We start from the raw sequence: 25,283 nt of genomic DNA on the forward strand, positions 1-25,283 counted from the left end.
TTTTGTAGCCCGGACAGGTGCGCAGCGCCGCCTCCGGGATTTTCTGCGAGGCACAACAATTTACCGTGAGACGTCAGCCCCAATACCGTACACTGAAACCACAGGCTAATTGAGGGCACCACTATGGCACTCCCCCGCATCACGCAAAAAGAGATGACCGAGCGCGAACAGCGCGAACTGAAAACCCTGCTAGACCGCGCACGCATCGCCCATGGCCGTCCGCTGACCAACGCGGAAACCAATAGCGTGAAAAAAGAGTACATCGATAAACTGATGGCCCTGCGCGAGGCCGAGGCTAAGAAAGCCCGCCAGCTGAAGAAAAAGCAGGCTTATAAACCAGACGCAGAGGCCTCGTTTTCCTGGTCGGCAAATACCCCGACGCGCGGCAGACGTTAACGCCCTTTCTTCTTGCGCCCCGGCGCGGTAAAGCGTTTGCCGTTCGACGCCGGGCGGGAGGACTTGCCGCCGGTTTTTTCAATCGCCACGACGGGACGCTTGATGCCGGCCGTTTTCGGCTTCGCTTTTGCCTTCGGTTTCGCTTCTGAAGACGAGTTTTCAATCAGTTTGAAAAGATCGATCAGCTCATCGTCGGTCAGATCGCGCCACTCTCCCAGCGGGATCCCCGTCAGGCTGACGTTCATGATCCGCGTCCGCTCAAGCTTCGTCACTTCATAGCCAAAGTGTTCGCACATCCGACGGATCTGGCGATTCAGCCCCTGCACCAGGGTAATGCGGAACACAAACGGCGCTTCTTTTTTCACTTTGCACTTCTTCGTCACCGTGCCGAGAATCGGTACGCCCGCCCCCATGCCGCGGATAAACTCATCGGTCACCGGCTTATCAACGGTGACCAGATACTCTTTTTCGTGATCGTTACCGGCGCGCAGGATTTTATTCACCAGATCGCCATGGTTGGTCAGAAAGATCAGCCCCTGGGAGTCTTTATCCAGGCGACCGATGGGGAAAACGCGTTTACTGTGGTTAACGAAATCCACAATATTGTCGCGCTCGCCGTCTTCGGTAGTGCTGACGATGCCAACCGGTTTATTCAGCGCAATCAGGACCAGATCGTCCGCTTCGCGCGGCTCAATCAACCGGCCATTGACCTTTACCACGTCGCCCGCTTTAACCTGGTCGCCGATGGTAGCGCGCTTGCCGTTGATAAAAACGTTGCCTTGTTCGATAAAGCGATCGGCTTCACGACGCGAGCAAATTCCGCTTTCGCTGATGTATTTATTGAGTCGGGTTGATGAGTCGGGCAGCATAAAATCTCCTGTAAAAGCGAAATATACCCTACCTTATGGGCGATAAAAAAGAATCGCGCTCTCGTCGCCTGCCGCTAAATGTGATCTGCTCCGCCTTTCAACACAAAAGTGTGCCCATGAAAGCCCGGCAACTTTGCCCGGCGAAACAAAGCAGAATCAGGCTCTTATCACGTCCGGCACAAAGGTGCCATAAACCACCGGTAAGAAACGCAAATGTGCAACAGAAACGGTCGGAACATCCTCATGAAATAGAGGAAAATTTCTTTTAAGCGGGTCGCTGATGGGGTTATATCAGATCATGACAGCAACTCTCCCATTTGCACAAATGTGCAGGAGCCGACAGTGACGATGGAAAACAGCGACGATATTCGTCTGATCGTGAAAATCGCCCAGCTCTACTATGAGCAGGATATGACCCAGGCGCAGATTGCCCGCGAGCTGGGGATATACCGCACCACTATCAGCCGTCTGCTGAAGCGCGGCCGCGAGCAGGGCATCGTCACTATCGCCATCAACTACGACTACAACGAAAATCTGTGGCTTGAGCAGCAGCTAAAACAAAAATTCGGTCTCAAAGAGGCGGTGGTGGCGGCCTGCGACTCACTGCTGGAGGAGGATCAGCTCAATCTTATCGGCCTGCATGGCGCGCAATTGGTCGACAGGCTGCTGGAGCCGGGCGATATCGTCGGCTTCTCCTGGGGTCGGGCGGTGCGCGCGCTGGTGGAGAATCTGCCGCAGGCCAGCCAGTCCCGTCAGGTTATCTGCGTGCCGATTATCGGCGGCCCCTCCGGAAAACTGGAAAGTCGTTACCACGTGAATACGCTGACCTACGGAGCAGCGGCGAAGCTGAAAGCGGAATCTCATCTCGCTGATTTCCCGGCACTGCTGGATAATACATTAATTCGCAACGGTATTATGCAGTCCCGGCATTTTAAAACGATTGCCTCCTACTGGGATAACCTGGACGTCGCGCTGGTGGGCATTGGTTCTCCGGCGATCCGCGACGGCGCCAACTGGCATGCATTTTACGGCAGTGAAGAGAGCGACGATCTCAACGCTCGCCAGGTCGCCGGCGATATCTGTTCGCGTTTTTACAACATTGATGGCGCGCTGGTCGAAACCGCCATGAGCGAAAAAACGCTCTCTATCGAGATGGCGAAACTCAAGCAGGCGCGCTACTCGGTGGGTATCGCCATGGGCGAGGAGAAATACGCCGGGATTCTTGGCGCCTTAAACGGTCATTACATTAATTGTCTGGTGACGAATCGAGAAACCGCTGAGTCATTACTGAAGTAAATGTCAAGAATATGATTTCACGCAGCGCTGCTGCGGGGGATCCCTTTATCTAAAGAAACAGGAGTCGATAATGAATACATGGTTAAATTTAAAAGACAAAATAATTATCGTGACCGGCGGTGCATCAGGAATCGGCCTGGCGATTGTCGATGAGTTATTAGCCCAGGGCGCAAACGTGCAGATGAGCGATATTCACGGCGGCGACAAACATCAGAATCGCGATAATTATAATTTCTGGCCAACCGATATTTCCAGCGCCAGCGAAGTGAATAAAACCGTCGAGAGTATTATTCAGCGCTTTGGCCGCATTGATGGTTTAGTCAATAACGCCGGCGTCAACTTCCCGCGTTTATTAGTGGATGAGAAAGCGCCGTCCGGTCGCTATGAATTAAATGAAGCGGCATTCGAAAAAATGGTCAATATCAACCAGAAAGGCGTGTTCCTGATGTCGCAGGCGGTGGCGCGCCAGATGGTTAAACAGCGCAGCGGCGTGATTGTTAACGTCTCGTCGGAAAGCGGTCTCGAAGGCTCTGAAGGCCAGAGCTGCTACGCCGCGACCAAAGCCGCGCTGAACAGCTTTACCCGCTCCTGGTCGAAAGAGCTGGGCAAGCACGGTATTCGCGTCGTAGGCGTTGCGCCGGGCATTCTGGAAAAAACCGGGCTGCGTACGCCGGAATATGAAGAAGCGCTGGCCTGGACCCGCAATATCACCGTCGAACAGCTGCGCGAAGGCTATAGCAAAAATGCGATTCCTGTTGGTCGCTCCGGCCGTCTCAGCGAAGTTGCTGATTTTGTTTGCTATCTGCTCTCAGAGCGCGCCAGCTACATTACCGGAGTAACCACTAACATTGCGGGCGGCAAAACGCGCGGCTAAGGGGGAAACATGGTTAACGTCATCTTCTGCGCTCACGGTCAGCTGGCCTGCGCCATGCTCGACTCGGTGCGCATGGTTTACGGCGATGTCCACGTCAGCGCCGTGGCGTTTGTACCGGGGGAAAACGCGGGCGATATCGCCGATAAGCTTGAAAAGTTGGTAAGTACTCACAAAGAGGAGGAGTGGCTCATCGCCGTCGATCTACAGTGCGGCAGCCCGTGGAACGCCGCCGCCGGCCTGGCGATGCGCAACCCGCAGCTTCGGGTCATCAGCGGCCTGTCGCTACCGCTGGCTCTGGAGCTGGTCGATAACCAGCAAACGATGAATGCAGAAGCACTGTGCCAACATCTTGAGACCATCGCCAGCCAGTGCTGCGTCACCTGGCGGCAGCCGGAAACCGTTGAGGAGGATTTCTGATGAACATTACGCTCGCACGCATTGATGACCGCCTGATTCACGGCCAGGTCACCACCGTTTGGTCAAAAGTGGCCAACGCCCAGCGCATCATTATCTGTAATGACGACGTGTATAACGACGACGTTCGCCGCACGCTGCTTCGCCAGGCCGCGCCGCCGGGCATGAAGGTCAATGTGGTGAATATCGAGAAAGCCGTCGCCGTTTATCACAACCCGCAATATCAGGACGAAACGGTTTTTTATTTATTCACTAATCCGCAGGACGTATTAACCATGGTGCAGCAGGGCGTCAAAATAGCCACGCTAAATATTGGCGGCATGGCCTGGCGACCGGGTAAAAAACAGTTAACCAAAGCGGTGTCATTAGACGCAGCGGATATTGATGCCTTTCAGCAGTTAGATAAGCTGGGCGTTACGCTTGATTTACGCGTCGTGGCTTCGGATCCGTCGGTTAATATTCTCGATAAAATAGCAGAGCAGTCCGTTACAGAATAATAAAACGCGCCTTTTATTACACACTGTCATTCTGGATGCATCGCGGCGGCAAATGAGCGAGTCACCAGCAGCATAGCTAACTATGCGACTGGGGCGAGAGAATGCAGTCAACAAAGAGGCAGCCTGAAGAACATCGTGTAAATGCCGTAAAAGGCAGGGATTTCTATACCCTCAAGGTGACAAATTATGGAAATAAGTACCCTACAAATAATCGCCATATTTATTTTTTCCTGTATTGCCGGGATGGGCAGCGTGCTGGATGAATTCCAGACGCACCGCCCATTAATCGCCTGTACCGTGATTGGCTTAATTCTCGGCGATCTAAAAACCGGGATTATGCTCGGCGGGACGCTGGAGCTGATCGCGCTCGGCTGGATGAACGTCGGCGCGGCGCAGTCTCCGGATTCGGCGTTAGCCAGCATTATCTCCGCCATCCTGGTGATCGTGGGCCAGCAAAGCATCGCTACCGGAATAGCGATTGCGCTGCCGGTCGCTGCCGCAGGTCAGGTGCTCACCGTGTTCGCCCGCACCATTACCGTGGTGTTCCAGCACGCGGCGGATAAGGCCGCGGAAGAGGCGCGCTTCAGAACAATCGATCTGCTGCACGTGTCGGCGCTGGGCGTTCAGGCGCTGCGCGTCGCCATTCCCGCACTCATCGTTTCTCTGTTTGTCAGCGCGGATATGGTCAGCAATATGCTCAACGCCATTCCGGACTTCGTCACCCGCGGTCTGCAAATCGCCGGCGGTTTTATCGTGGTGGTCGGCTACGCCATGGTGCTGCGCATGATGGGCGTGAAGTATCTGATGCCCTTCTTCTTCCTCGGCTTCCTCGCGGGCGGCTACCTCGACTTTAGCCTGCTAGCCTTCGGCGGCGTCGGGGTCATCATCGCGCTGATTTATATCCAGCTTAATCCGCAGTGGCGTAAACCCGAACCGCAGGCCGCCGCCACCTCTTCCACTGCCCTTGACCAGCTTGACGACTGATGGAGCCCAACATGGAACAGAGAAAAATTACCCAAGGCGACCTGGTGAGCATGTTTCTGCGCTCCAACCTGCAGCAGGCGTCATTCAACTTCGAACGTATTCACGGGCTTGGCTTCTGCTACGACATGATCCCGGCCATCAAGCGCCTCTACCCGCTGAAGGAGGATCAGGTCGCCGCGCTGAAGCGTCATCTGGTGTTCTTCAACACCACTCCGGCAGTCTGCGGGCCGGTGATTGGCGTCACCGCCGCGATGGAGGAAGCCCGGGCCAACGGCGCCGCTATCGACGATGGCGCCATCAACGGGATCAAAGTTGGCCTGATGGGGCCGCTGGCAGGCGTGGGCGACCCGCTGGTATGGGGCACGCTGCGGCCGATTACCGCCGCCCTCGGCGCCTCGCTGGCGCTCTCCGGCAATATTCTTGGACCGCTGCTGTTCTTCTTTATTTTCAACGCGGTACGTCTGGCGATGAAGTGGTACGGGCTACAGCTTGGCTTCCGTAAAGGGGTCAATATCGTCAGCGATATGGGCGGCAACCTGCTGCAAAAACTGACCGAAGGCGCCTCCATTCTTGGCCTGTTTGTGATGGGCGTGCTGGTCACCAAGTGGACCACCATCAACGTCCCGCTGGTGGTCTCGCAAACCCCGGGCGCTGACGGCTCAACCGTCACCATGACCGTACAAAACATCCTCGATCAGCTCTGCCCCGGCCTGCTGGCTCTGGGCCTGACGCTGCTGATGGTGCGCCTGCTCAATAAGAAAGTGAACCCGGTATGGCTGATTTTCGCCCTCTTCGGTTTGGGGATTATCGGTAACGCGCTGGGCTTCCTGTCCTGATTATTCCGCCCCGGCGATGCCGGGGCTACTTCAACAAGTTAGACCCAAAAGATTTCGCAGCCGTCATGCGAAAGATGAAGGGGATGAGGTGGTAAACATGCAAACAACAACAGCCCTGCGGCTCTACGGCAAACGCGATCTGCGCCTGGAAACCTTCGAACTCCCGGCGATGCAGGATGATGAAATTCTCGCCCGGGTGGTCACCGACAGCCTGTGCCTCTCCTCGTGGAAAGAGGCGAACCAGGGCGAGGACCACAAAAAGGTGCCTGACGATGTGGCGACCAACCCAATCATTATCGGCCATGAGTTCTGCGGGGAGATTATCGCCGTCGGCAAAAAATGGCAGCACAAGTTTCACGCCGGCCAGCGCTATGTGATTCAGGCCAACCTGCAGCTGCCGGATCGCCCGGACTGCCCCGGTTATTCTTTTCCATGGATCGGCGGCGAAGCCACCCACGTGGTGATCCCCAACGAGGTGATGGAACAGGATTGTTTACTTTCCTGGGAAGGCGATACCTGGTTTGAAGGCTCGCTGGTGGAGCCGCTTTCCTGCGTAATTGGCGCCTTCAACGCCAACTATCATCTGCAGGAAGGCAGCTATAACCATGTGATGGGCATTCGCCCGCAGGGCCGCACCCTGATCCTCGGCGGCACCGGCCCGATGGGGCTACTGGCTATCGACTACGCGCTGCATGGCCCGATCAACCCGGCGCTGCTGGTGGTCACCGATACCAATAAGCCAAAGCTCAGCTATGCACGCCAGCACTATCCCTCCGAGCCGCAAACGTTGATTCACTATCTGGATGGGCGCGACGCCAGCCGCGAAACGCTGATGGCGCTCTCCGGCGGCCACGGCTTTGACGATATCTTCGTCTTCGTCCCTAACGAACAGCTCATCACCCTGGCATCCTCGCTGCTGGCCCCGGACGGCTGCCTGAACTTTTTCGCCGGCCCGCAGGATAAGCAGTTCAGCGCACCGATCAATTTTTACGATGTGCATTACGCCTTCACCCACTACGTGGGCACCTCCGGCGGCAATACCGATGATATGCGCGCCGCCGTAGCGCTGATGCAGGAGAAAAAGGTGCAGACCGCGAAGGTGGTGACTCATATTCTGGGGCTGAACGCGGCGGGCGAGACCACCCTGGATTTACCGGCGGTAGGCGGCGGTAAGAAGCTGGTTTATACCGGAAAAAACATTCCGCTTACGCCGCTGGGAAACATTAGCGACCCGCAGCTGGCGGCGATTATGGAACGTCACCACGGTATCTGGTCAAAAGAGGCGGAAGAGTACCTGCTGGCCCACGCGGAGGATATTACTCATGATTGATCGCGATACGCGGCTGTGCATGTCGCTGGCCGGTCGCCCGGGTAACTTCGGCACCCGCTTTCATAACTACCTGTATGAAAAGCTGGGGCTGAACTATATCTATAAAGCGTTTACGACCCAGGATATAGCCGCGGCGGTAAACGGCGTGCGCGCATTAGGCATTCGCGGCTGCGCGGTCTCAATGCCGTTTAAAGAGAGCTGCATAGCGTATCTTGACGCGCTTGACCCTTCGGCAAAGGCGATTGATTCGGTCAACACCATCGTCAACGACGACGGCAGGCTGACCGGGCTGAATACCGACTATATCGCGGTGAAAAGCCTGATTGACAGCTATCAGCTCGATTCCTCAGCCAAAGTGATGATCCAGGGCAGCGGCGGAATGGGCAAAGCGGTCATCGCCGCCTTCCGCGATACCGGTTTCCGCGATGTGATTATCGCCGCCCGCCATCGCGAGCGCGGCCTGGCGCTGGCAAAGCAGTACGGTTTTCAGTGGCAGCCCAGGCCGGAGGGAATCGCGGCGGATATTCTGGTTAACGTCACGCCGCTCGGCATGGCGGGCGGCGCGGAAAGCGAAACCCTGGCCTTTAGCCCGACGATGGTGGAACGGGCCGACGTGATATTTGACGTGGTCGCTCTGCCGCCGGAAACCCCGCTCATCAAGCTGGCGCAGAGGCTGGACAAGCGCGTTATCAGCGGCGCGGAGGTGATTGCCCTGCAGGCGGTGGAGCAGTTTGCGCTCTACACCGGCGTGCGTCCGGACGCGGCGCTGGTCGCTGAAGCCGCGGCCTTTGCCAGAGGATAAAGGCAAAACGGAGAGCGCCAGGGAGGGCGCTCTAATAACCGTTGATCAGAAAGTCGATTGCATCGCGCAGCGCAGCCCTGTCCGCCGTCAAATCAGCAACGCGCTTGCCCAGTTCTTTTTGCGGCAAACCCGCCATCATATGCGTCATCACAATATAAGTTTGACCGGCAATCGTAATCACGGGACAAATTTTGGTCGGAGGCTGGGTATCAGGTAGTTGGTTTTGTTCTATCACAGGGGCAACCAGGATATGCTTCAGGACATTCGCGACCGGATGCTGCAGGTTGATTAAATAAGGGAAAACCTTTTTACCGCTTCCCGTATTCTCATAAGCGCAATATTGTTCCATCAGAACGGCCTTTGAAAATCACTAAACGAACCGTTTTCTTCTACCCATTGGTTAATCGTATCGATCGATTTCTTATTGTCTCGTAACCACTCTTCACGTTTGTGCTCACGAAATTTCTCAAGTAAAGCTTCCGTTAAAACCGCCGAAATGTTGATTTTAAGCTTACGCGCCTCTTCCAGGATTTCAGGCGAAAGCGAGACATTGACTGATTTTTTAACGTTCGACGTAGTGCGCATGATAGCCCCCATGGTAATGCGCATGACATGCCTCAGATTAGCGTAATAAACGAGCATTTTCTATTCCTTTGCCTGTGAATCATCAACGTAAAACTAAGCGGTTCCCGCTAACCTGTCACGCCCGGTAGAGTCAGTCTGCGAGGCGCTTTCCAGATTAATTCAGAGAGTCGCTGCGCCAATAATCACCGTTCCGCTTTGCTCAGCGCGTCCCAGCGTGAGCCACGTCAGCAAGCGGTGAGATATCCTGTGATAATATCTCTGCCCGAATAATCATCTGGTCAAATGGAGAAATAATGGAACTGCTGCTATTGAGTAACTCAACGCTGCCGGGCAAAGCCTGGCTGGAACATGCGCTGCCGACCATTGCCGGGCAGCTAAATGGCCGCCGTTCTGCGGTATTCATCCCTTTTGCCGGGGTGACGCAAACCTGGGATGATTACACCGCGAAAACCGCCGCCGTCTTCAGCCCAATGGGCGTTACGGTTACCGGTATTCACAGCGTCGCGGACCCGGTGTCGGCGATTGAGAATGCGGAGATAGTTATCGTCGGCGGCGGCAATACCTTTCAGTTGCTGAAAGAGTGCCGCGAACGCGGCCTGCTGGCGCCGATGGTGGATGTGGTGAAGCGCGGGGCGCTGTATATCGGCTGGAGCGCGGGCGCTAACCTGGCCTGCCCGACGATTCGCACCACTAACGATATGCCGATTGTCGACCCTAACGGTTTTGCTGCGCTGGGGCTGTTCCCGCTGCAAATTAACCCGCATTTCACCAACGCGCTGCCGGAAGGCCATAAAGGCGAGACCCGCGAACAGCGGATCCGCGAGCTGCTGGTGGTTGCGCCGGAGCTGACGATTATCGGCCTGCCGGAAGGCAACTGGATACAGGTGACGCAGGGCCACGCTACCCTTGGCGGCCCGAATCCAACGCTGGTATTCAGAGCCGGAGAAGACGCGGTGACCCTCAACGCCGGTCATCGTTTCTAAACCCCGTGCGCACGTTTCCCGGAGGCGGCGCTGCGCGCCTGTCCGGGCTACCATCCCGCAGACGGTGGAGAACTCGTAGCCCGGGCAAGGCGCTTGCGCCGTCCCCGGGAGCAAAGCGCAGAGCGGCATAATTCCCCGGAGGCGATGCTGCGCATCTGTCCGGGCTACCATCCCGCAGACGGTGGAGAACTCGTAGCCCGGGCAAGGCGCTCTGCGCCGCCCCCGGGAGCAAAGCGCAGAGTGGCATAATTCCCCGGAGGCGATGCTGCGCTTAGCCGGGCTACCATCCCGCAGACAGCGGTATACCTGTAGCCCGGCTAAGCGCAGCGCGAGCCGGGGATGTCTGGCGGCACATCAGCGCTTAATACTCATCGCGCTCATCGTCCTCATCCGGCTGCTCCATCACGCTATAGGCCACCGAGCAGAACAGTGAATTCAGACGCTTCATATCGCCCAGCAGCGCCAGGTGCAGCGTACTGGTCTCAATACTCTGCACGTTTTGCTGATGCAGGCGGTCAACGTGGGCATGCGAGTAACGACGGTTCATGATACGAAAACGATGCTTGCTGCGGCGCAGGCGGCGGGCGCTCGGCACGTCGCCGGAGAAGAAGACCGACATCGCCAGCTGCAGATTGCTGAGCAGCTGCTCGTAGAGGGCATCCAGCTCTTTTAATCCCTCCATGGAGAACGCGCGCCGCGCGGCCAGCGATTTATCGGCGATCTCGCTGCCCATTCTTTCGACGATATCCGAAGCCTGCTCGAGGTTAAGCGCCATTTCGATAATTTCCGCCCAGCGGCGGGACTCCTCATCCGCCAGCTCCTCTTTCGGCATCCGCGCCAGATAGAGCTTAATGGCGGTGTAAAGTACGTTGATATCGTCCGCCATCCGCCGCAGCTCTTTCTCCTCACGCGGCTCGCCGTGCATCACTTTATGCAGGCTTTCCAGCATCTGCTCCATGGCATCGCCAATACGCAGGGTTTCGCGGGCAGCATTGGCCAGCGCCAGGGCTGGCGTGTCCAGCGCCGAAGTATCAAGATGCTTCGGCTTCAGCCGCGCGTCCAGCTCGGGCTCATCGCGAATCAGTCGCTTACAGAGGTTAGCCATCGGCCCGGCGAACGGCACCATGGCGATACAGCGGATCAGGTTGTAGAAGACGTGGAAATAGATAACCAGTTCGGATTTTTGCAGCGGAAGCTCATCCATGACGTTTGCCAACAGATGCACAAACGGCAGGATAATCAGGCTACCCACCAGCTTAAACAGCAGGCTGCCGAGCGCCACGCGGCGCGCGGCGGCATTAGCGCCGCTGTTGTTTAGCATGGCCAGCAGCCCGGATCCGAGGTTGGCGCCGATCACCAGGCACAGCGCCACCGGAAACGAAATCACGCCGGTGGCGGTTAACGTTGCGGTCAGCAGCACCGCTGCCAGGCTTGAATAGCTGATGATGGCAAACACCGCGCCGATCAGCGCATCCAGCATAATATCGCCGGTCAACGAGGCAAAAATCACCTGCACGCCGTTAGCCTGGGTGATGGGATGCACCGCCTGAACGATCAGCTCCAGCGCCAGCAGAATCAAGCCCAGACCAATCCCCACGCGCCCGAGCTGGCCCGCGCGCGTTTGCTTGCGCCCAAGGAAGAAAATCACGCCGATAAAAATCAGCAGCGGCGAAAGCCAGGACAGATCGAAGGTCAGCACCCTCGCCATCAGCGCGGTACCGACGTCAGCGCCCAGCACCATCACCAGCGCAGGGGCCAGCGCCACCAGATCCTGGGCGACAAAAGAGGTGACCAGCATGGTGGTGGCGTTGCTGCTCTGCACCAGCGCGGTAACGCCGATCCCCGCGCAGAAGGCGAGCGGTTTTTTCTCCACGCTGCTGCTGAGTACGCTTCGCAGACGAGCGCCGTAGACGCGCATTACGCCGGTACGGACGATATGGGTGCCCCACACCAGTAGGGCGACGGCGGACAACAGGTGTAGCAGAGTTAACACGGAATCAGCTTCTCCTTATATTTATTCGTTCCCGAAACTCATAAACCGTTACAGGCCGGATAGCGCTTCGCTTATCCGACGGCAACGATCGCAAGCTTCCTTCAGTATAAGGGTTTACGCACAATAAAGAGACAGGGCGCTCGTTGAGCGCCCTGTTAGTTGTAAGGAAAGATAACGGTTTGGTGGATCAGTCGGCATCGTAACCGAGGTTCGGCGCCAGCCAGCGCTCCACTTCCGCTACGCTCATCCCCTTACGCAACGCATAGTCTTCCACCTGGTCCCGCTGAATTTGCGCTACCGCGAAGTATTTGCTGTCCGGATGGCTGAAGTACCAGCCGGAAACCGACGCGCCGGGCCACATGGCAAAAGATTCCGTCAGCTTCATGCCGGTGCGTTTTTCCACCTCCAGCAGTTCCCAGATCGTCGCCTTTTCGGTGTGCTCCGGGCAGGCCGGATAGCCCGGCGCCGGGCGAATTCCCTGGTAGTTCTCGCGGATCAGCTCCTCGTTGCTGAGGTTTTCGTTCGCCGCATAACCCCAGTAAACCTTACGCACCCGCTCATGCAGATACTCGGCAAAGGCTTCCGCCAGGCGGTCGGCAATCGCCTTCACCATAATCTTGTTGTAGTCATCGTGCTGCGCTTCGTAGGCGTCGGCCAGCGCGTCTTCCTCAAGGCCGCCGGTCACCGCAAAGGCGCCGATATAGTCCGCCTTCCCCGACAGCTTCGGCGCGACAAAATCCGCCAGGCAGTAGTTGGCAAAGCCGACTTTCTCCGTCTGCTGGCGCAGATGATGCCCCACCGTCAGCACGTGAGTCCGGGTTTCATCGCGATAGATTTCAACATCGTCGCCGACGCGGTTAGCCGGGAACAGCCCCACCACGCCGCGCGGATTCAGGGCCTTCCCGGCGCTGAGCTTATCCAGCAGTTCGTTGGCGTCTTTAAACAGGCGCTGCGCCTCTTCGCCGACCACTTCATCTTCCAGAATGCGCGGATACTTACCGGCCAGCGACCAGGTCATAAAAAACGGCGTCCAGTCGATATAGTTACGCAGGGTTTCGATACTGGCCTCAACCTCATGCACGCCCAGACGATGGGCCACCGGCGGGGTGTAGCTTGCCCAGTCAAAGGCCAGGTCGTTATCGCGCGCGGCCTCCAGCGTGACCGGCGGGGTGCGCGGCTTTTTACGCCCGTGCTGAATACGTACCGTTTCGTACTCTTTGCGGGTACGGGCGACAAAATCATCGCGCTGGCTATCGGACAGCAGCGCGGCGACCACGCCAACGGTGCGCGAGGCGTTCTGCACGTAGACCGTCGGCCCGCTGTAGTTCTGCTCGATTTTCACCGCCGTATGCGCTTTCGAGGTGGTTGCGCCGCCAATCAGCAGCGGAATAGTAAAGCCCTGACGCTCCATCTCCTTCGCCACGTTGACCATCTCATCCAGCGACGGCGTAATCAGCCCGGAGAGGCCAATCAGGTCGGCGTTAACCTCGCGGGCGGTTTTCAGGATTTTATCCGCAGGCACCATCACGCCAAGGTCGACGATTTCGTAGTTGTTACACTGCAGCACCACGCCGACAATATTCTTGCCGATGTCGTGAACGTCACCCTTCACGGTGGCGATGACCATCTTGCCGTTGCTGGAACCTTTCTCTTTGCTGGCCTCAATATAAGGTTCGAGGTAGGCCACCGCCTGCTTCATGACGCGGGCGGATTTCACCACCTGCGGCAGGAACATTTTCCCTTCACCGAACAGGTCGCCGACCACGTTCATGCCGTCCATCAGCGGCCCTTCGATAACCTCAATCGGACGCGCGGCCTGCTGGCGGGCTTCTTCGGTATCGAGCTCGATAAATTCGGTAATGCCTTTAACCAGCGAGTATTCGAGGCGTTTTTTGACGTCCCAGCTGCGCCATTCCGCCTGCTGAGCGTTAGCGGTATCGTCGGTTTTGCTGCCGCGATACTTTTCCGCCAGATCGAGCAGACGTTCAGTGCCGTCATCGCGGCGGTTCAGAATCACATCTTCAACCGCATCGCGCAGCTCGGCGGGAAGGTCGTCGTAAATCGCCAGCTGGCCGGCGTTAACGATGCCCATGTCCATGCCGTTGCGGATGGCGTAGTAGAGGAATACCGCGTGAATCGCCTCGCGCACCGGGTCGTTGCCGCGGAAGGAGAACGACACGTTAGAGACGCCGCCGGAGATCAGCGCGTGCGGCAGTTCGCGTTTGATATCTTCGCAGGCGCCGATAAAGTCCTGGGCATAGTTGTTGTGCTCTTCAATCCCGGTCGCCACGGCGAAAATATTCGGGTCAAAGATGATGTCTTCCGGCGGGAAGCCCACCTCTTCGGTGAGAATTTTGTACGCCCGGCGGCAAATTTCAATTTTCCGCTCGCGGGTATCGGCCTGGCCCACTTCATCAAAGGCCATCACCACGACGGCGGCCCCGTAGCGGCGCACCTTTTTCGCATGCTGGATAAACGGCTCAACGCCCTCTTTCATCGAGATGGAGTTAACGATGCCTTTACCCTGAATACACTTCAGGCCCTTTTCGATGACCTCCCATTTGGAGGAGTCGATCATAATCGGCACGCGGGCGATATCCGGCTCACCGGCGATCAGGTTGAGGAAACGCGTCATCGCCGCTTCGGCGTCGAGCATCCCCTCATCCATATTGATATCGATAATCTGCGCGCCGCTTTCCACCTGCTGGCGCGCCACATCCAGCGCTTCGTTATATTTTTCTTCTTTAATCAGGCGCTTGAATTTCGCCGAGCCGGTAACGTTGGTGCGTTCGCCGACGTTCACAAACAGGCTGTCATCGCCGATATTCAGCGGCTCAAGGCCGGAAAGACGACAGGCGACGGGGATTTCCGGCAGCTGGCGCGGCGGCAGGCCGGCCACCGCGCGGCTCATGGCGGCGATATGTTCCGGCGTGGTACCGCAGCAGCCGCCGACAATATTCAGGAATCCGGCCTCAGCCCATTCGCGAATTTGCGCCGCCATCGTGTCGGCGTCGAGGTCGTATTCGCCAAAGGCGTTCGGCAGACCGGCGTTCGGGTGGGCGGTAACGTAGCATTCGGCGATACGCGACAGCTCCTGCACGTACTGACGCAGCTCATCCGGCCCCAGGGCGCAGTTGAGGCCAAACGTCAGCGCATCGGCGTGGCGCAGCGAGTTATAAAAGGCTTCGGTGGTCTGGCCGGACAGCGTGCGCCCGGAGGCATCGGTGATGGTGCCGGAGATCATAATCGGCAGATCGACCCCCAGCGCTTCAAACTCCTCTTTAACCGCAAAGATCGCCGCTTTGGCGTTGAGGGTATCGAACACCGTCTCAATCAGAATCAGATCCGCCCCGCCTTCCACCAGCGCTTTGGTGGATTCACGATAGGCTTCCACCAGCCCGTCAAAGGTGATGTTGCGGAAGGCCGGGTCGTTGACGTCGGGAGAAATAGACGCCGTGCGGTTAGTCGGGCCGAGGACCCCTGCGACGTAGCGCGGTTTTTCCGGCGTGCGTGCGGTCCAGGCATCGGCGCTGGCGCGGGCCAGTTTCGCCGCCACAAAGTTGATTTCCGCCGACAGGGATTCCATCTGGTAATCCGCCATCGCGATGGTCGTCGAGTTAAAGGTGTTGGTTTCAATGATATCCGCCCCGGCCGCAAAATAGGCATCGTGGATAGCGGTTATCACATCCGGCTTGCTGAGAACCAGCAGGTCGTTGTTGCCCTTCAGGTCGCACGGCCAGTCGGCAAAGCGCTCGCCGCGAAAGTCCTGCTCACTCAGACGATAGCTCTGGATCATGGTGCCCATGCCCCCATCCAGAACCAAAATACGTGCTTTTAACTGCTGATGCAGTTGCTCAACTTTGCTGCTCACACTCGCTCCCGACAACGCTCAACCAGACCGAAAAAACTCAACAGACCATACTGGCATAAACCGAAGGGGTGGAAAAGAGAACAGCGGGCAAGATGAGACATGTTCAGCTTCACTCATCCGATCAGTCGGGTAGTGATTGCATTATCGCCAAATAAAACGAAAATCATTTCCACGATACAGAAAAAAGGAGTCCGCGATGGCGACCCCCGCTCCCGCAAAACGCGGCAGAAAACCTGCCTCCCCCGCCGCCGCTCCGGCCGGCGGGCAAGTTCAGTCCCTGACCCGCGGACTGAAGCTGCTCGAATGGATTGCTGAATCCCACGGCAGCGTGGCGCTGACCGAACTGGCCCAGCAGGCCGGCCTGCCTAACTCCACGACTCACCGCCTGCTGACGACCATGCAGCAGCTGGGTTTTGTTCGTCAGGTCGGTGAGCTGGGCCACTGGTCGGTGGGCGCCCATGCCTTCGTCGTCGGCAGCAGCTTCCTGCAAAGCCGTAATCTGTTGGCGATCGTCCATCCGATTTTGCGTCAGCTGATGGAAGATTCCGGTGAAACGGTTAACCTCGCGGTGCTTGACCAGAGCGATCATCAGGCGATTATTATCGATCAGGTGCAGTGTACGCAGCTGATGCGTATGTCGGCACCGATTGGGGGTAAGCTGCCGATGCACGCTTCCGGCGCCGGAAAGGCGTTTCTGTCGCAGCTAAGCGAAGAGCAGGTTACCGGCCTGCTGCACCGTCAAGGTCTGCACGCTTATACCCATGCCACCCTGGTATCGCCGGTACATCTGAAAGAGGACCTGGCCCAGACGCGTAAGCGCGGCTACTCGTTTGATGACGAAGAACACGCGCTGGGCCTGCGCTGCGTAGCGTCGTGCATTTATGATGAACATCGTGAGCCGTTCGCCGCCATCTCCATTTCCGGGCCCATTTCCCGTATTACCGATGACCGCGTGACCGAGTTCGGCGCGATGGTGATTAAGGCGGCGAAAGAAGTGACGCTGGCCTACGGCGGAGTGCGCTAAATGAGCGATCTGAAATCCTACTGGCAGGATAAATACCCTTCTGCTTTCTGCTGGTCTTTCGGCGATTCACCGGCGCTGGCCGACGAGCTGGCTGCCCTGGTTATCGCCGGGAAGAAGCGCGGCACCTGCGGCTCGCTTACCAGCTATCAGCAGGAGCAGCCGCCCGTGACGCCGGGGGCGTATCACATTGTGCTGGACGGCAAAGGGAAAGCCGTCTGCGTGATACGCACCCTGACCCTCAGGCTCATTCGTTTTAACGAAATGAGCCCTGAGCTCGCCGCGCTGGAGGGCGAAGGTGATTTGAGCCTCGCTTACTGGCAATCGGCGCATCAGGCATTCTTTGAACGCGAAGGCACCTGGGCGCCGGATATGGAACTGGTGTACGAAGAATTTGCCGTTATCGAAGCAGCCTGAAGCAGGCCATCGGCTATCCCGCCTGCTTCAGGTCGCCGTAGCGCACGCTAAAACGCTGACGGCGGCGATAGGCGTAGACGTCTTCCACGTGGCCGTTGCGGATACGCGTTTGCAGCTCCCGCCAGTAGTCGGCGCGCAGCAGGTCGGCGTGCATCTCTTCAAATAGCGGTCCGATGCGCGGGTCAGCGCACAGCCAGTGGCGAAACTCTTCCGGGAAAACATCGCCAGGCGAGACGCTATACCAGGGCTCGCTGGCGAGTTCATCCTCCGGGTAGCGCGCCGGCGGGATCTCGCGGAAATTCACCTCCGTCATATAGCAAATTTCATCGTAATCGTAGAACACCACCCGGCCGTGACGCGTGACGCCAAAGTTTTTAAATAGCATATCGCCGGGGAAAATGTTGGCGGCGGCCAGCTGACGAATGGCGTTGCCGTACTCCTCTACCGCATCGCGCAGCGCCGGACCGTCCACCTGCTCCAGCCAGATATTCAGCGGCACCATCCGCCGCTCGATATAAAGATGGCTGATCGCAATCCGATCGCCGAGATCGGTAATTTTCGCTCCGGCTTCGGTTTGTAACAGGGCCATAAGTTCGGGCGCAATTTGCCGTTTCTCCAGGACGAAGTTCTCAAACTCCTGGGTATCGGCCATCCTTCCCACGCGGTCGTGCTCTTTGACCAGCTGATAGCAGGCGCGCACGTGGGCGGCGGTCATCTCTTTCTGCGGCGCAAAGCGGTCCTTGATGACTTTAAATACCCGATCAAATCCCGGCAAAGTAAACACCAGCATCACCATGCCGCGAATCCCCGGTGCTTCAATAAATTGCTCATCGCTGCGGGAAATATAGTGCAGGTATTCCCGATAGCTCTCGGTTTTCGCATGCTTCTGGCAGCCAATCGCCATGTACAGTTCAGCGGTGGTTTTCCCCGGGAGAATCTCGCGCAGCCACTCGACCAGCGCGCCGGGTAGCGGCGCGTAAACCATAAAATAGGAGCGGGCGAAGCCAAAAACGATGCTGGCTTCGGCATGCGTCGTCAGACAGGCGTCGACAAACAATTCGCCTTCATCGGTGCGATGGATTGGCAGAAGAAAAGGCAGCGTCGCCATCGGCGTAACCAGTTTGCCTACCAGCCAGGCCGCCTTATTGCGGTAAAACAGTTCATTCGCCACCTGCAGGTGCGAGCGGGAAAGCAGCTCGCTGCCGAGCGCCTCCTGCAGGCAAGCGGTGATATAACCGATATCGCGCGCGCTGTTTTGCCACGGCAGACGGAGAGGAAGATCGGATAACACTTTGCGTAATAGCGTGTCCCAGCCGCGCTCGGGGAAGAAATCTTTGGCCAGCGGGCGCGGGATGGCGCGTAAGCGCCGCTCTGGCTGAGAGCTGAAAATAAAAAGCCGCTCGGGAGTCAGCGAGCGGTGGTCAAACAACCGGCAATAAACGGAATTGAAAAAGCTCTCCGCAATTTCGAAACGAGGGTAATCCGGCAGCAGGTGGGTATAGTGTTCTTTTACCTGCAGCAAAAAATCGGTATCGGTATTTTTACCATCGGTAATGCAGCGCAGCTGCTCGACGACCAGGCCGACATGGTGATCGTAGAGATGAATACGCTGCTTCATCGCCTGCTGGACGGCATGCCAGTCAGCCTGTTCAAAGCGCTGCTGGGCGCCGGAAGTCACTTCAAGAAAACGACCGTACTGGGCGTCAAAACCCTGCAAAATAGTTTGAGCAATCAATAATTCCAGGCCACGCGTCATCTCTTCCCCCTCACCCATCCCTCTCCCCCGGAGAGAGGGAGAGGGGGAAATTATCAGAACTGATCTTCTTCTGTAGAGCCGGTTAACGCCGTGACTGATGAGGCTCCGCCCTGGATAATGGTGGTGACCTTATCGAAGTAGCCGGTGCCGACCTCCTGCTGATGAGAGACAAAGGTGTAGCCATCTTTAGCCGCCGCGAACTCCGGCTGCTGGACCTTCTCAACGTAGTGCTTCATCCCCTCGCCCTGGGCGTAGGCGTGGGCCAGGTCGAACATGTTGAACCACATACTGTGAATACCGGCCAGGGTGATGAACTGATACTTGTAGCCCATATCCGACAGCTGCTGCTGGAAGCTGGCAATGGTTTTATCATCCAGCTTTTTCTGCCAGTTAAACGACGGCGAGCAGTTGTAGGCCAGCAGTTTGCCCGGATATTTCGCGTGGATCGCGTCGGCAAAGCGCTTCGCCAGCTCAAGGTCCGGAGTAGAGGTCTCACACCACACCAGGTCGGCATAGGGCGCGTAGGCCAGCCCGCGGCTGATGGCCTGTTCGATACCGGCATGGGTACGGAAGAAACCTTCGCTGGTACGGTCGCCGGTAATGAACTGGCGATCGTAAGGATCGCAGTCTGAGGTAATTAAATCCGCCGCATCGGCGTCAGTGCGAGCGATCACCAGCGTCGGCACGCCCATGACGTCCGCCGCCAGACGCGCGGCGACCAGTTTCTGAATCGCCTCTTGCGTGGGAACCAGCACTTTGCCGCCCATATGGCCGCATTTTTTCACCGATGCCAGCTGGTCTTCGAAGTGTACGGCCGCTGCACCGGCCTCAATCATCGATTTCATCAGCTCAAACGCATTGAGCACGCCGCCAAACCCCGCTTCCGCATCGGCGACGATCGGCAGGAAATAATCGGTATAACGCGGATCGTTCGGCTCAATGCCCGCAGACCACTGGATCTGATCCGCGCGGCGGAAGCTGCTGTTGATCCGATCGACCACGGCCGGTACCGAGTTCGCCGGATAGAGCGATTGATCCGGATACATGCTGGAGGCCAGGTTGGCGTCCGCTGCGACCTGCCAGCCGGAAAGATAAATCGCTTCAATGCCCGCTTTCGCCTGCTGCAGCGCCTGACCGCCGGTCAGCGCGCCCAGGCTGTTGACGTAGCCTTTTTTCGCTTCCCCGTGCAGCAGTCGCCACATCTTTGCCGCGCCCAGCTGCGCCAGAGTACATTCCGGGTTGACCGAGCCGCGCAGCTTCACCACATCTTCGGCGCTGTATGGGCGAGTAATGCCTTCCCAGCGCGGATTCGTCCAATCTTTGTTTAATTCTTCGATTTGTTGGGTACGGGTTTTCATGTGCAGATGCTCCATATTGTTGTGTGGTGAATTAGGCCAGAAGGCGGTAGCCCGGCAGGGTTAAGAAATCAATCAGCTCGTCGGAGGTGGTGATCTGTTCCATCAGGCGAGCGGCTTCATCAAAACGCCCGCTGCTGTAGCGGTGCTCGCCCAGTTCGTCCTGAATCACCCGCATCTCTTCGGCCAGCCACTGGCGGAACAGCGCTTTGGTTACCGGTGTGCCGTTACTGAGGGTTTTCTCATGGTGGATCCATTGCCAGATAGAGGTACGGGAAATTTCCGCCGTCGCCGCATCTTCCATCAGGCCATAAATCGGTACGCAGCCGTTGCCGGAAATCCACGCCTCGATGTACTGCACCGCCACGCGAATGTTGGCGCGCATGCCCTCTTCGGTTCGTTCGCCCTCGCAGGGGGCCAGCAGCTGTTCTGCGGTAATCGGCGCATCGTCTTCGCGGGTAACGGACAGCTGATTTTTGTTCTCGCCCAGTACGCCGTTAAAGACGGCCATCGCGGTGTCAGCCAGCCCGGGATGCGCGATCCAGGTACCGTCATGGCCGTTATTCGCCTCCAGCGATTTGTCCGCTTTTACCTTGTTCAGCACCTGGTTGTTTCGCTCGGCATCTTTGCTCGGAATAAAGGCCGCCATGCCGCCCATCGCAAACGCGCCGCGCCTGTGGCAGGTCTTAATCAACAATCGCGAGTAGGCGCTGAGGAAAGGCTTGTCCATCGTCACCACCTGACGGTCCGGCAGAACGCGATCCGGATGATTCTTCAGCGTTTTGATATAGCTGAAGATGTAGTCCCAGCGCCCGCAGTTCAGACCCACAATATGGTCGCGCAGGGCGTGCAGAATTTCGTCCATCTGGAATACGGCGGGCAGCGTTTCGATCAGCAGCGTGGCTTTGATGGTGCCGCGCGGCAGCTCAAAACGGTCTTCCGTAAAGCTAAATACTTCACTCCACCACGCGGCTTCCTGCCAGGCCTGAGTCTTCGGCAGATAGAAATAGGGGCCGCTGCCTTTTTCCAGTAACGCTTTGTAGTTGTGGAAGAAATAGAGGGCGAAGTCGAACAGACTGCCGGGAATCGCTTCCCTGCGCCACGTCACGTGTTTTTCCGGCAGATGCAGACCGCGCACGCGGCAGATCAGCAGCGCCGGGTTCGGCTTCAGCTGATAAATCTTGCCGGCTTCATTGGTGTAGCTGATGGTGCCGTTAACCGCATCGCGCAGGTTAATTTGCCCATCAATGACTTTGCTCCATTCGGGCGCCAGTGAGTCTTCGAAATCCGCCATAAAGACTTTTACATTCGCATTGAGCGCATTGATGACCATCTTGCGCTCTACCGGACCGGTAATTTCTACCCGCCGATCCTGCAAATCGTCCGGAATGCCGCGGATCGTCCAATCACCATTGCGAATGGAAGCTGTTTCCGAAATAAAATCTGGAAGCTTACCGTTATCAATTGCCTGCTGCTGCTGGATACGCGCGGCCAGGAGTTTATTGCGCTCAGGCGTAAAGCGGCGCACCAGCTCGGTCAGAAATTCTACGGCCTCAGGCGTTAAGATTTGCTTCTCCTGGTCGCCATATGGCTGGCTAAAAGCCAGTTCGTCAGTGATTGTCGCCTGCTGCGTCATGTGCTGCTCCTCTTGGTTGATCCAGTTGGCGCGAACGTAAGATCGTTGTGTAGTTTTCGTTCAGCACAATTAAGACTACGCATTTATTTTTAAAAATCAAAAACAATTTCCATTTTTAATTTAATTATCATTTAACCTATTGATAACAATATAAATAAAGTTTAATTACAATATGAGCTGCGTTTCGGAAATAAAAAAGGCACCCGAAGGTGCCAGAGGCAAAATGCTGAAACGCTTTAGGATCGCGTTGTGTAGAAGATTAATCCAGAGTCGGATTCATATGGCGTAGATCGTATGGCGTGATCTGGTAGACGTAATAATTCAGCCAGTTGATAAACAGCAAATTGCCATGGCTTCGCCAGGTGGCGCGCGGTTTGTTCTGCGGATCGTTCTGCGGGAAATAATTATGTGGAACCTGCGGATCGAGACCCGCTTCCACATCGCGGAAGAATTCGCTGGCCAGGGTGTTCGCGTCATATTCCGGGTGACCGGTCACGAAGGCGATGCGCTTATCTTTGCTGGCGAACAGGTAGGCGTCGCCCTCTTCCGTTTCCGCCAGGATCTCGAGGTCGGTGTAGTCGCGTATCAGCGCCGCCGGGAAATCGGCATAGCGCGAGTGCGGGGCCAGAAAGCTATCGTCAAAGCCGCGGGTTAACAAGGCATGAGGTTGCAGGATATGGTGTTCGTAGACCCCGGAAATCTTCTCAGAGCGGGTCTGTTTAGGGATACCGTAGAGGATATTGAGGGCTGCCTGTACCGCCCAACAGACAAACAGCGTTGAGGTAACATGATCTTTAGCCCATTCCAGCACCTGTTTTATCTGCGGCCAGTAGGCAACGTCATTAAATTCAACCAAACCTAAAGGCGCACCGGTAACAATCAGGCCATCAAAGTTCTGATCGCAAATATCTTCAAAGTTGCAGTAGAAGTTGTTCAGGTGTTCCGCCGGCGTATTACGTGATTCGCGGGCATCGATGCGCAGCAGCTGGATATCAAGCTGCAGAGGAGAGTTGGAAAGCAGTCGCAAAAACTGATTCTCAGTCTCGATTTTCTTCGGCATCAGATTAAGGATGAGCACCTTCAGCGGGCGGATTTCCTGAGTCGTCGCGCGAGTTGTCGTCATCACAAAGACGTTTTCATTACGCAAGAAATTGACGGCCGGTAGCTCGTCCTGCACCCGAATTGGCATAACTTTATTACCTCATAGCATACGTATAAACGTTTAGACATCCAGACAGCTGAAGATACCCAGGAATAAGGTGAATGTCGAGCCTGCAGGTGCAGGGTGAGAAAATTTCACGGAGACATTTGAGTTAGAATATAAGAACAAAGAAAAGGAGCAAATATGGTTATTAGTATCCGCCGTTCACGGCATGATGAAGGGAAAAAACTGATTGCGATCTGGCGTCGGTCGGTCGATGCAACGCACGATTTTTTATCAAAAGAGTATAGAGCGGAACTGGAAGATCTGGTGAGCGCGTTTTTACCCGAAGCGCCGCTGTGGGTCGCGGTGACGGAGAAAGACGAGCCGGTCGCCTTTATGCTACTTACGGGGGAACATATGGATGCGCTATTCGTTGACCCTACGGTCCGCGGCTGCGGCGTGGGTAAGCTGTTGATTGAACACGCGCTGACGTTAGCGCCCAAACTGACGACCAACGTTAATGAGCAGAATGAACAAGCGGTCGGATTTTATAAGAAGATGGGCTTTAAGGTGACAGGCCGTTCTGAGACGGACGATCTTGGAAAACCCTATCCGTTATTGAATTTGGTACATGAGTAATGAAGTAAGACTGGATAAGGGTAACCGATGTCCGGTCGGTTCAGACGACAAAAACGCAAAAAGCCCATCCGTCAGGATGGGCTCTTCACTTGTTTGATGCCTGGCAGTTCCCTACTCTCACATGGGGAGACCCCACACTACCATCGGCGCTACGGCGTTTCACTTCTGAGTTCGGCATGGGGTCAGGTGGGACCACCGCGCTGTCGCCGCCAGGCAAATTCTGTTGTCAGAAACGAATCTTTTACACCGATGCTGCGTTGGCTGCATTCGTAAAGTCAGTCACATACTACAGTATGCTCCTTCCTTTACTTCATTTGCCGCCTTGCCTCAGCGTAAAATCTTTCGTTCCCGAAAATCTGTAATCTAAGCTGAAATTGTTGTCTTCTCAAATCGCCAAAACATCTTCGGCGTTGTAAGGTTAAGCCTCACGGTTCATTAGTACCGGTTAGCTCAACGCATCGCTGCGCTTACACACCCGGCCTATCAACGTCGTCGTCTTCAACGTTCCTTCAGGACCCTTAAAGGGTCAGGGAGAACTCATCTCGGGGCAAGTTTCGTGCTTAGATGCTTTCAGCACTTATCTCTTCCGCATTTAGCTACCGGGCAATGCCATTGGCATGACAACCCGAACACCAGTGATGCGTCCACTCCGGTCCTCTCGTACTAGGAGCAGCCCCCCTCAATTCTCCAGCGCCCACGGCAGATAGGGACCGAACTGTCTCACGACGTTCTAAACCCAGCTCGCGTACCACTTTAAATGGCGAACAGCCATACCCTTGGGACCTACTTCAGCCCCAGGATGTGATGAGCCGACATCGAGGTGCCAAACACCGCCGTCGATATGAACTCTTGGGCGGTATCAGCCTGTTATCCCCGGAGTACCTTTTATCCGTTGAGCGATGGCCCTTCCATTCAGAACCACCGGATCACTATGACCTGCTTTCGCACCTGCTCGCGCCGTCACGCTCGCAGTCAAGCCAGCTTATGCCATTGCACTAACCTCCTGATGTCCGACCAGGATTAGCTGACCTTCGTGCTCCTCCGTTACTCTTTAGGAGGAGACCGCCCCAGTCAAACTACCCACCAGACACTGTCCGCAACCCGGATTACGGGCCCACGTTAGAACACCAGCCATTAAAGGGTGGTATTTCAAGGATGGCTCCATGCAGACTGGCGTCCACACTTCAAAGCCTCCCACCTATCCTACACATCAAGGACCAGTGTTCAGTGTCAAGCTATAGTAAAGGTTCACGGGGTCTTTCCGTCTTGCCGCGGGTACACTGCATCTTCACAGCGAGTTCAATTTCACTGAGTCTCGGGTGGAGACAGCCTGGCCATCATTACGCCATTCGTGCAGGTCGGAACTTACCCGACAAGGAATTTCGCTACCTTAGGACCGTTATAGTTACGGCCGCCGTTTACCGGGGCTTCGATCAAGAGCTTCTCCGCGAGGATAACCCCATCAATTAACCTTCCGGCACCGGGCAGGCGTCACACCGTATACGTCCACTTTCGTGTTTGCACAGTGCTGTGTTTTTAATAAACAGTTGCAGCCAGCTGGTATCTTCGACTGATTTCAGCTCCA

At 56.5% G+C, this 25,283-nt stretch carries 22 protein-coding genes and 2 rRNA genes; 13 read left to right on the plus strand and 11 right to left on the minus strand.

Annotated elements, in window-relative coordinates:
- Nucleotides 1-123: 123 nt before the first annotated feature.
- Nucleotides 124-396: a DUF3811 domain-containing protein gene (locus F8562_RS15055; RefSeq protein WP_009653910.1), complete on the plus strand. Its 273-nt coding sequence runs from the start codon at nucleotides 124-126 to the stop codon at nucleotides 394-396.
- Here the strand turns inward: F8562_RS15055 and rluF are convergent.
- Nucleotides 393-1,265, minus strand: a complete 873-nt coding sequence (gene rluF / locus F8562_RS15060; protein ID WP_014837123.1) for a 23S rRNA pseudouridine(2604) synthase RluF — start codon at nucleotides 1,263-1,265, stop codon at nucleotides 393-395. The genes F8562_RS15055 and rluF overlap by 4 nt on opposite strands.
- 348 nt (nucleotides 1,266-1,613) lie before the next feature.
- Between rluF and F8562_RS15065 the strand changes: the two genes are divergently transcribed.
- From F8562_RS15065 to F8562_RS15100, 8 genes are all read left to right on the plus strand, one after another.
- Entirely contained in the window at nucleotides 1,614-2,561 is a 948-nt protein-coding gene (locus F8562_RS15065) for a sugar-binding transcriptional regulator (protein WP_014227523.1), read from the plus strand.
- Between the two features lie 70 nt (nucleotides 2,562-2,631).
- Complete coding sequence (locus F8562_RS15070; protein WP_004127739.1) at nucleotides 2,632-3,435, plus strand: SDR family oxidoreductase; 804 nt, start codon at nucleotides 2,632-2,634, stop codon at nucleotides 3,433-3,435.
- 9 nt (nucleotides 3,436-3,444) lie between these two features.
- Nucleotides 3,445-3,852, plus strand: a complete 408-nt coding sequence (locus tag F8562_RS15075; RefSeq protein WP_014227521.1) for a mannose/fructose/sorbose PTS transporter subunit IIA — start codon at nucleotides 3,445-3,447, stop codon at nucleotides 3,850-3,852.
- A complete protein-coding gene (locus F8562_RS15080; protein WP_014837121.1) occupies nucleotides 3,852-4,346 on the plus strand; it encodes a mannose/fructose/sorbose PTS transporter subunit IIB in 495 nt (164 codons plus the stop codon). The genes F8562_RS15075 and F8562_RS15080 overlap by 1 nt, the downstream gene beginning before the upstream one ends.
- 186 nt (nucleotides 4,347-4,532) lie before the next feature.
- Entirely contained in the window at nucleotides 4,533-5,330 is a 798-nt protein-coding gene (locus tag F8562_RS15085) for a PTS mannose/fructose/sorbose transporter subunit IIC (protein WP_014227519.1), read from the plus strand.
- Between the two features lie 11 nt (nucleotides 5,331-5,341).
- Nucleotides 5,342-6,166, plus strand: a complete 825-nt coding sequence (locus tag F8562_RS15090) for a PTS system mannose/fructose/sorbose family transporter subunit IID (protein WP_004127729.1) — start codon at nucleotides 5,342-5,344, stop codon at nucleotides 6,164-6,166.
- Nucleotides 6,167-6,263: 97 nt separating this feature from the next.
- Nucleotides 6,264-7,496, plus strand: coding sequence for an L-sorbose 1-phosphate reductase (sorE, locus tag F8562_RS15095; RefSeq protein ID WP_014837120.1), 1,233 nt, complete (start codon nucleotides 6,264-6,266; stop codon nucleotides 7,494-7,496).
- Complete coding sequence (locus F8562_RS15100; RefSeq protein WP_014837119.1) at nucleotides 7,489-8,298, plus strand: shikimate 5-dehydrogenase; 810 nt, start codon at nucleotides 7,489-7,491, stop codon at nucleotides 8,296-8,298. Before sorE ends, F8562_RS15100 begins: the two co-directional genes overlap by 8 nt.
- A 31-nt stretch (nucleotides 8,299-8,329) precedes the next feature.
- Here F8562_RS15100 and F8562_RS15105 read toward each other — a convergent pair whose 3' ends face one another.
- Entirely contained in the window at nucleotides 8,330-8,647 is a 318-nt protein-coding gene (locus F8562_RS15105) for a CcdB family protein (RefSeq protein ID WP_014837118.1), read from the minus strand.
- Nucleotides 8,647-8,940: a type II toxin-antitoxin system CcdA family antitoxin gene (locus F8562_RS15110; RefSeq protein ID WP_004138471.1), complete on the minus strand. Its 294-nt coding sequence runs from the start codon at nucleotides 8,938-8,940 to the stop codon at nucleotides 8,647-8,649. Before F8562_RS15110 ends, F8562_RS15105 begins: the two co-directional genes overlap by 1 nt.
- A gap of 236 nt (nucleotides 8,941-9,176) precedes the next feature.
- Between F8562_RS15110 and pepE the strand changes: the two genes are divergently transcribed.
- On the plus strand, nucleotides 9,177-9,866 hold the full coding sequence (pepE, locus tag F8562_RS15115) for a dipeptidase PepE (RefSeq protein WP_014227515.1): 690 nt from the start codon (nucleotides 9,177-9,179) through the stop codon (nucleotides 9,864-9,866).
- 361 nt (nucleotides 9,867-10,227) lie between these two features.
- Here the strand turns inward: pepE and F8562_RS15120 are convergent, their stop codons facing one another.
- Both F8562_RS15120 and metH read right to left on the minus strand, forming a co-directional pair.
- A complete protein-coding gene (locus F8562_RS15120; RefSeq protein WP_014837116.1) occupies nucleotides 10,228-11,859 on the minus strand; it encodes a Na/Pi cotransporter family protein in 1,632 nt (543 codons plus the stop codon).
- Nucleotides 11,860-12,046: 187 nt separating this feature from the next.
- Complete coding sequence (gene metH, locus F8562_RS15125) at nucleotides 12,047-15,730, minus strand: methionine synthase (protein ID WP_025107717.1); 3,684 nt, start codon at nucleotides 15,728-15,730, stop codon at nucleotides 12,047-12,049.
- Between the two features lie 196 nt (nucleotides 15,731-15,926).
- On the opposite strand from metH, the gene iclR reads away from it, so the two are divergent.
- Nucleotides 15,927-16,754, plus strand: a complete 828-nt coding sequence (gene iclR / locus F8562_RS15130) for a glyoxylate bypass operon transcriptional repressor IclR (protein WP_004097706.1) — start codon at nucleotides 15,927-15,929, stop codon at nucleotides 16,752-16,754.
- 9 nt (nucleotides 16,755-16,763) lie between these two features.
- Nucleotides 16,764-17,168, plus strand: a complete 405-nt coding sequence (locus tag F8562_RS15135) for an ASCH domain-containing protein (protein ID WP_089046458.1) — start codon at nucleotides 16,764-16,766, stop codon at nucleotides 17,166-17,168.
- Nucleotides 17,169-17,181: 13 nt separating this feature from the next.
- Here F8562_RS15135 and aceK read toward each other — a convergent pair whose 3' ends face one another.
- From aceK to metA, 4 genes are all read right to left on the minus strand, one after another.
- The gene (aceK, locus tag F8562_RS15140) at nucleotides 17,182-18,924 is read right to left on the minus strand and encodes a bifunctional isocitrate dehydrogenase kinase/phosphatase (RefSeq protein WP_032719360.1); all 1,743 of its coding nucleotides are present in this window, start codon (nucleotides 18,922-18,924) and stop codon (nucleotides 17,182-17,184) included.
- Nucleotides 18,925-18,977: 53 nt separating this feature from the next.
- The gene (gene aceA / locus F8562_RS15145; protein WP_094909390.1) at nucleotides 18,978-20,282 is read right to left on the minus strand and encodes an isocitrate lyase; all 1,305 of its coding nucleotides are present in this window, start codon (nucleotides 20,280-20,282) and stop codon (nucleotides 18,978-18,980) included.
- A 31-nt stretch (nucleotides 20,283-20,313) separates the two neighbouring features.
- A complete protein-coding gene (gene aceB / locus F8562_RS15150; RefSeq protein WP_004097698.1) occupies nucleotides 20,314-21,915 on the minus strand; it encodes a malate synthase A in 1,602 nt (533 codons plus the stop codon).
- A gap of 259 nt (nucleotides 21,916-22,174) precedes the next feature.
- Entirely contained in the window at nucleotides 22,175-23,104 is a 930-nt protein-coding gene (gene metA / locus F8562_RS15155; protein ID WP_004109666.1) for a homoserine O-acetyltransferase MetA, read from the minus strand.
- A gap of 156 nt (nucleotides 23,105-23,260) precedes the next feature.
- Here metA and F8562_RS15160 point away from each other — a divergent pair, with 156 nt between their 5' ends.
- Nucleotides 23,261-23,698: an acetyltransferase gene (locus tag F8562_RS15160; RefSeq protein WP_009651731.1), complete on the plus strand. Its 438-nt coding sequence runs from the start codon at nucleotides 23,261-23,263 to the stop codon at nucleotides 23,696-23,698.
- Between the two features lie 98 nt (nucleotides 23,699-23,796).
- Here F8562_RS15160 and rrf read toward each other — a convergent pair.
- Nucleotides 23,797-23,912, minus strand: a 5S ribosomal RNA gene (gene rrf / locus F8562_RS15165).
- Between the two features lie 200 nt (nucleotides 23,913-24,112).
- A 23S ribosomal RNA gene (locus F8562_RS15170) occupies nucleotides 24,113-25,283 on the minus strand; the annotation flags it as partial.

Origin of the sequence: Klebsiella sp. RCJ4, from assembly GCF_009025755.1 — a bacterium.
Lineage (GTDB): Bacteria > Pseudomonadota > Gammaproteobacteria > Enterobacterales > Enterobacteriaceae > Klebsiella > Klebsiella michiganensis.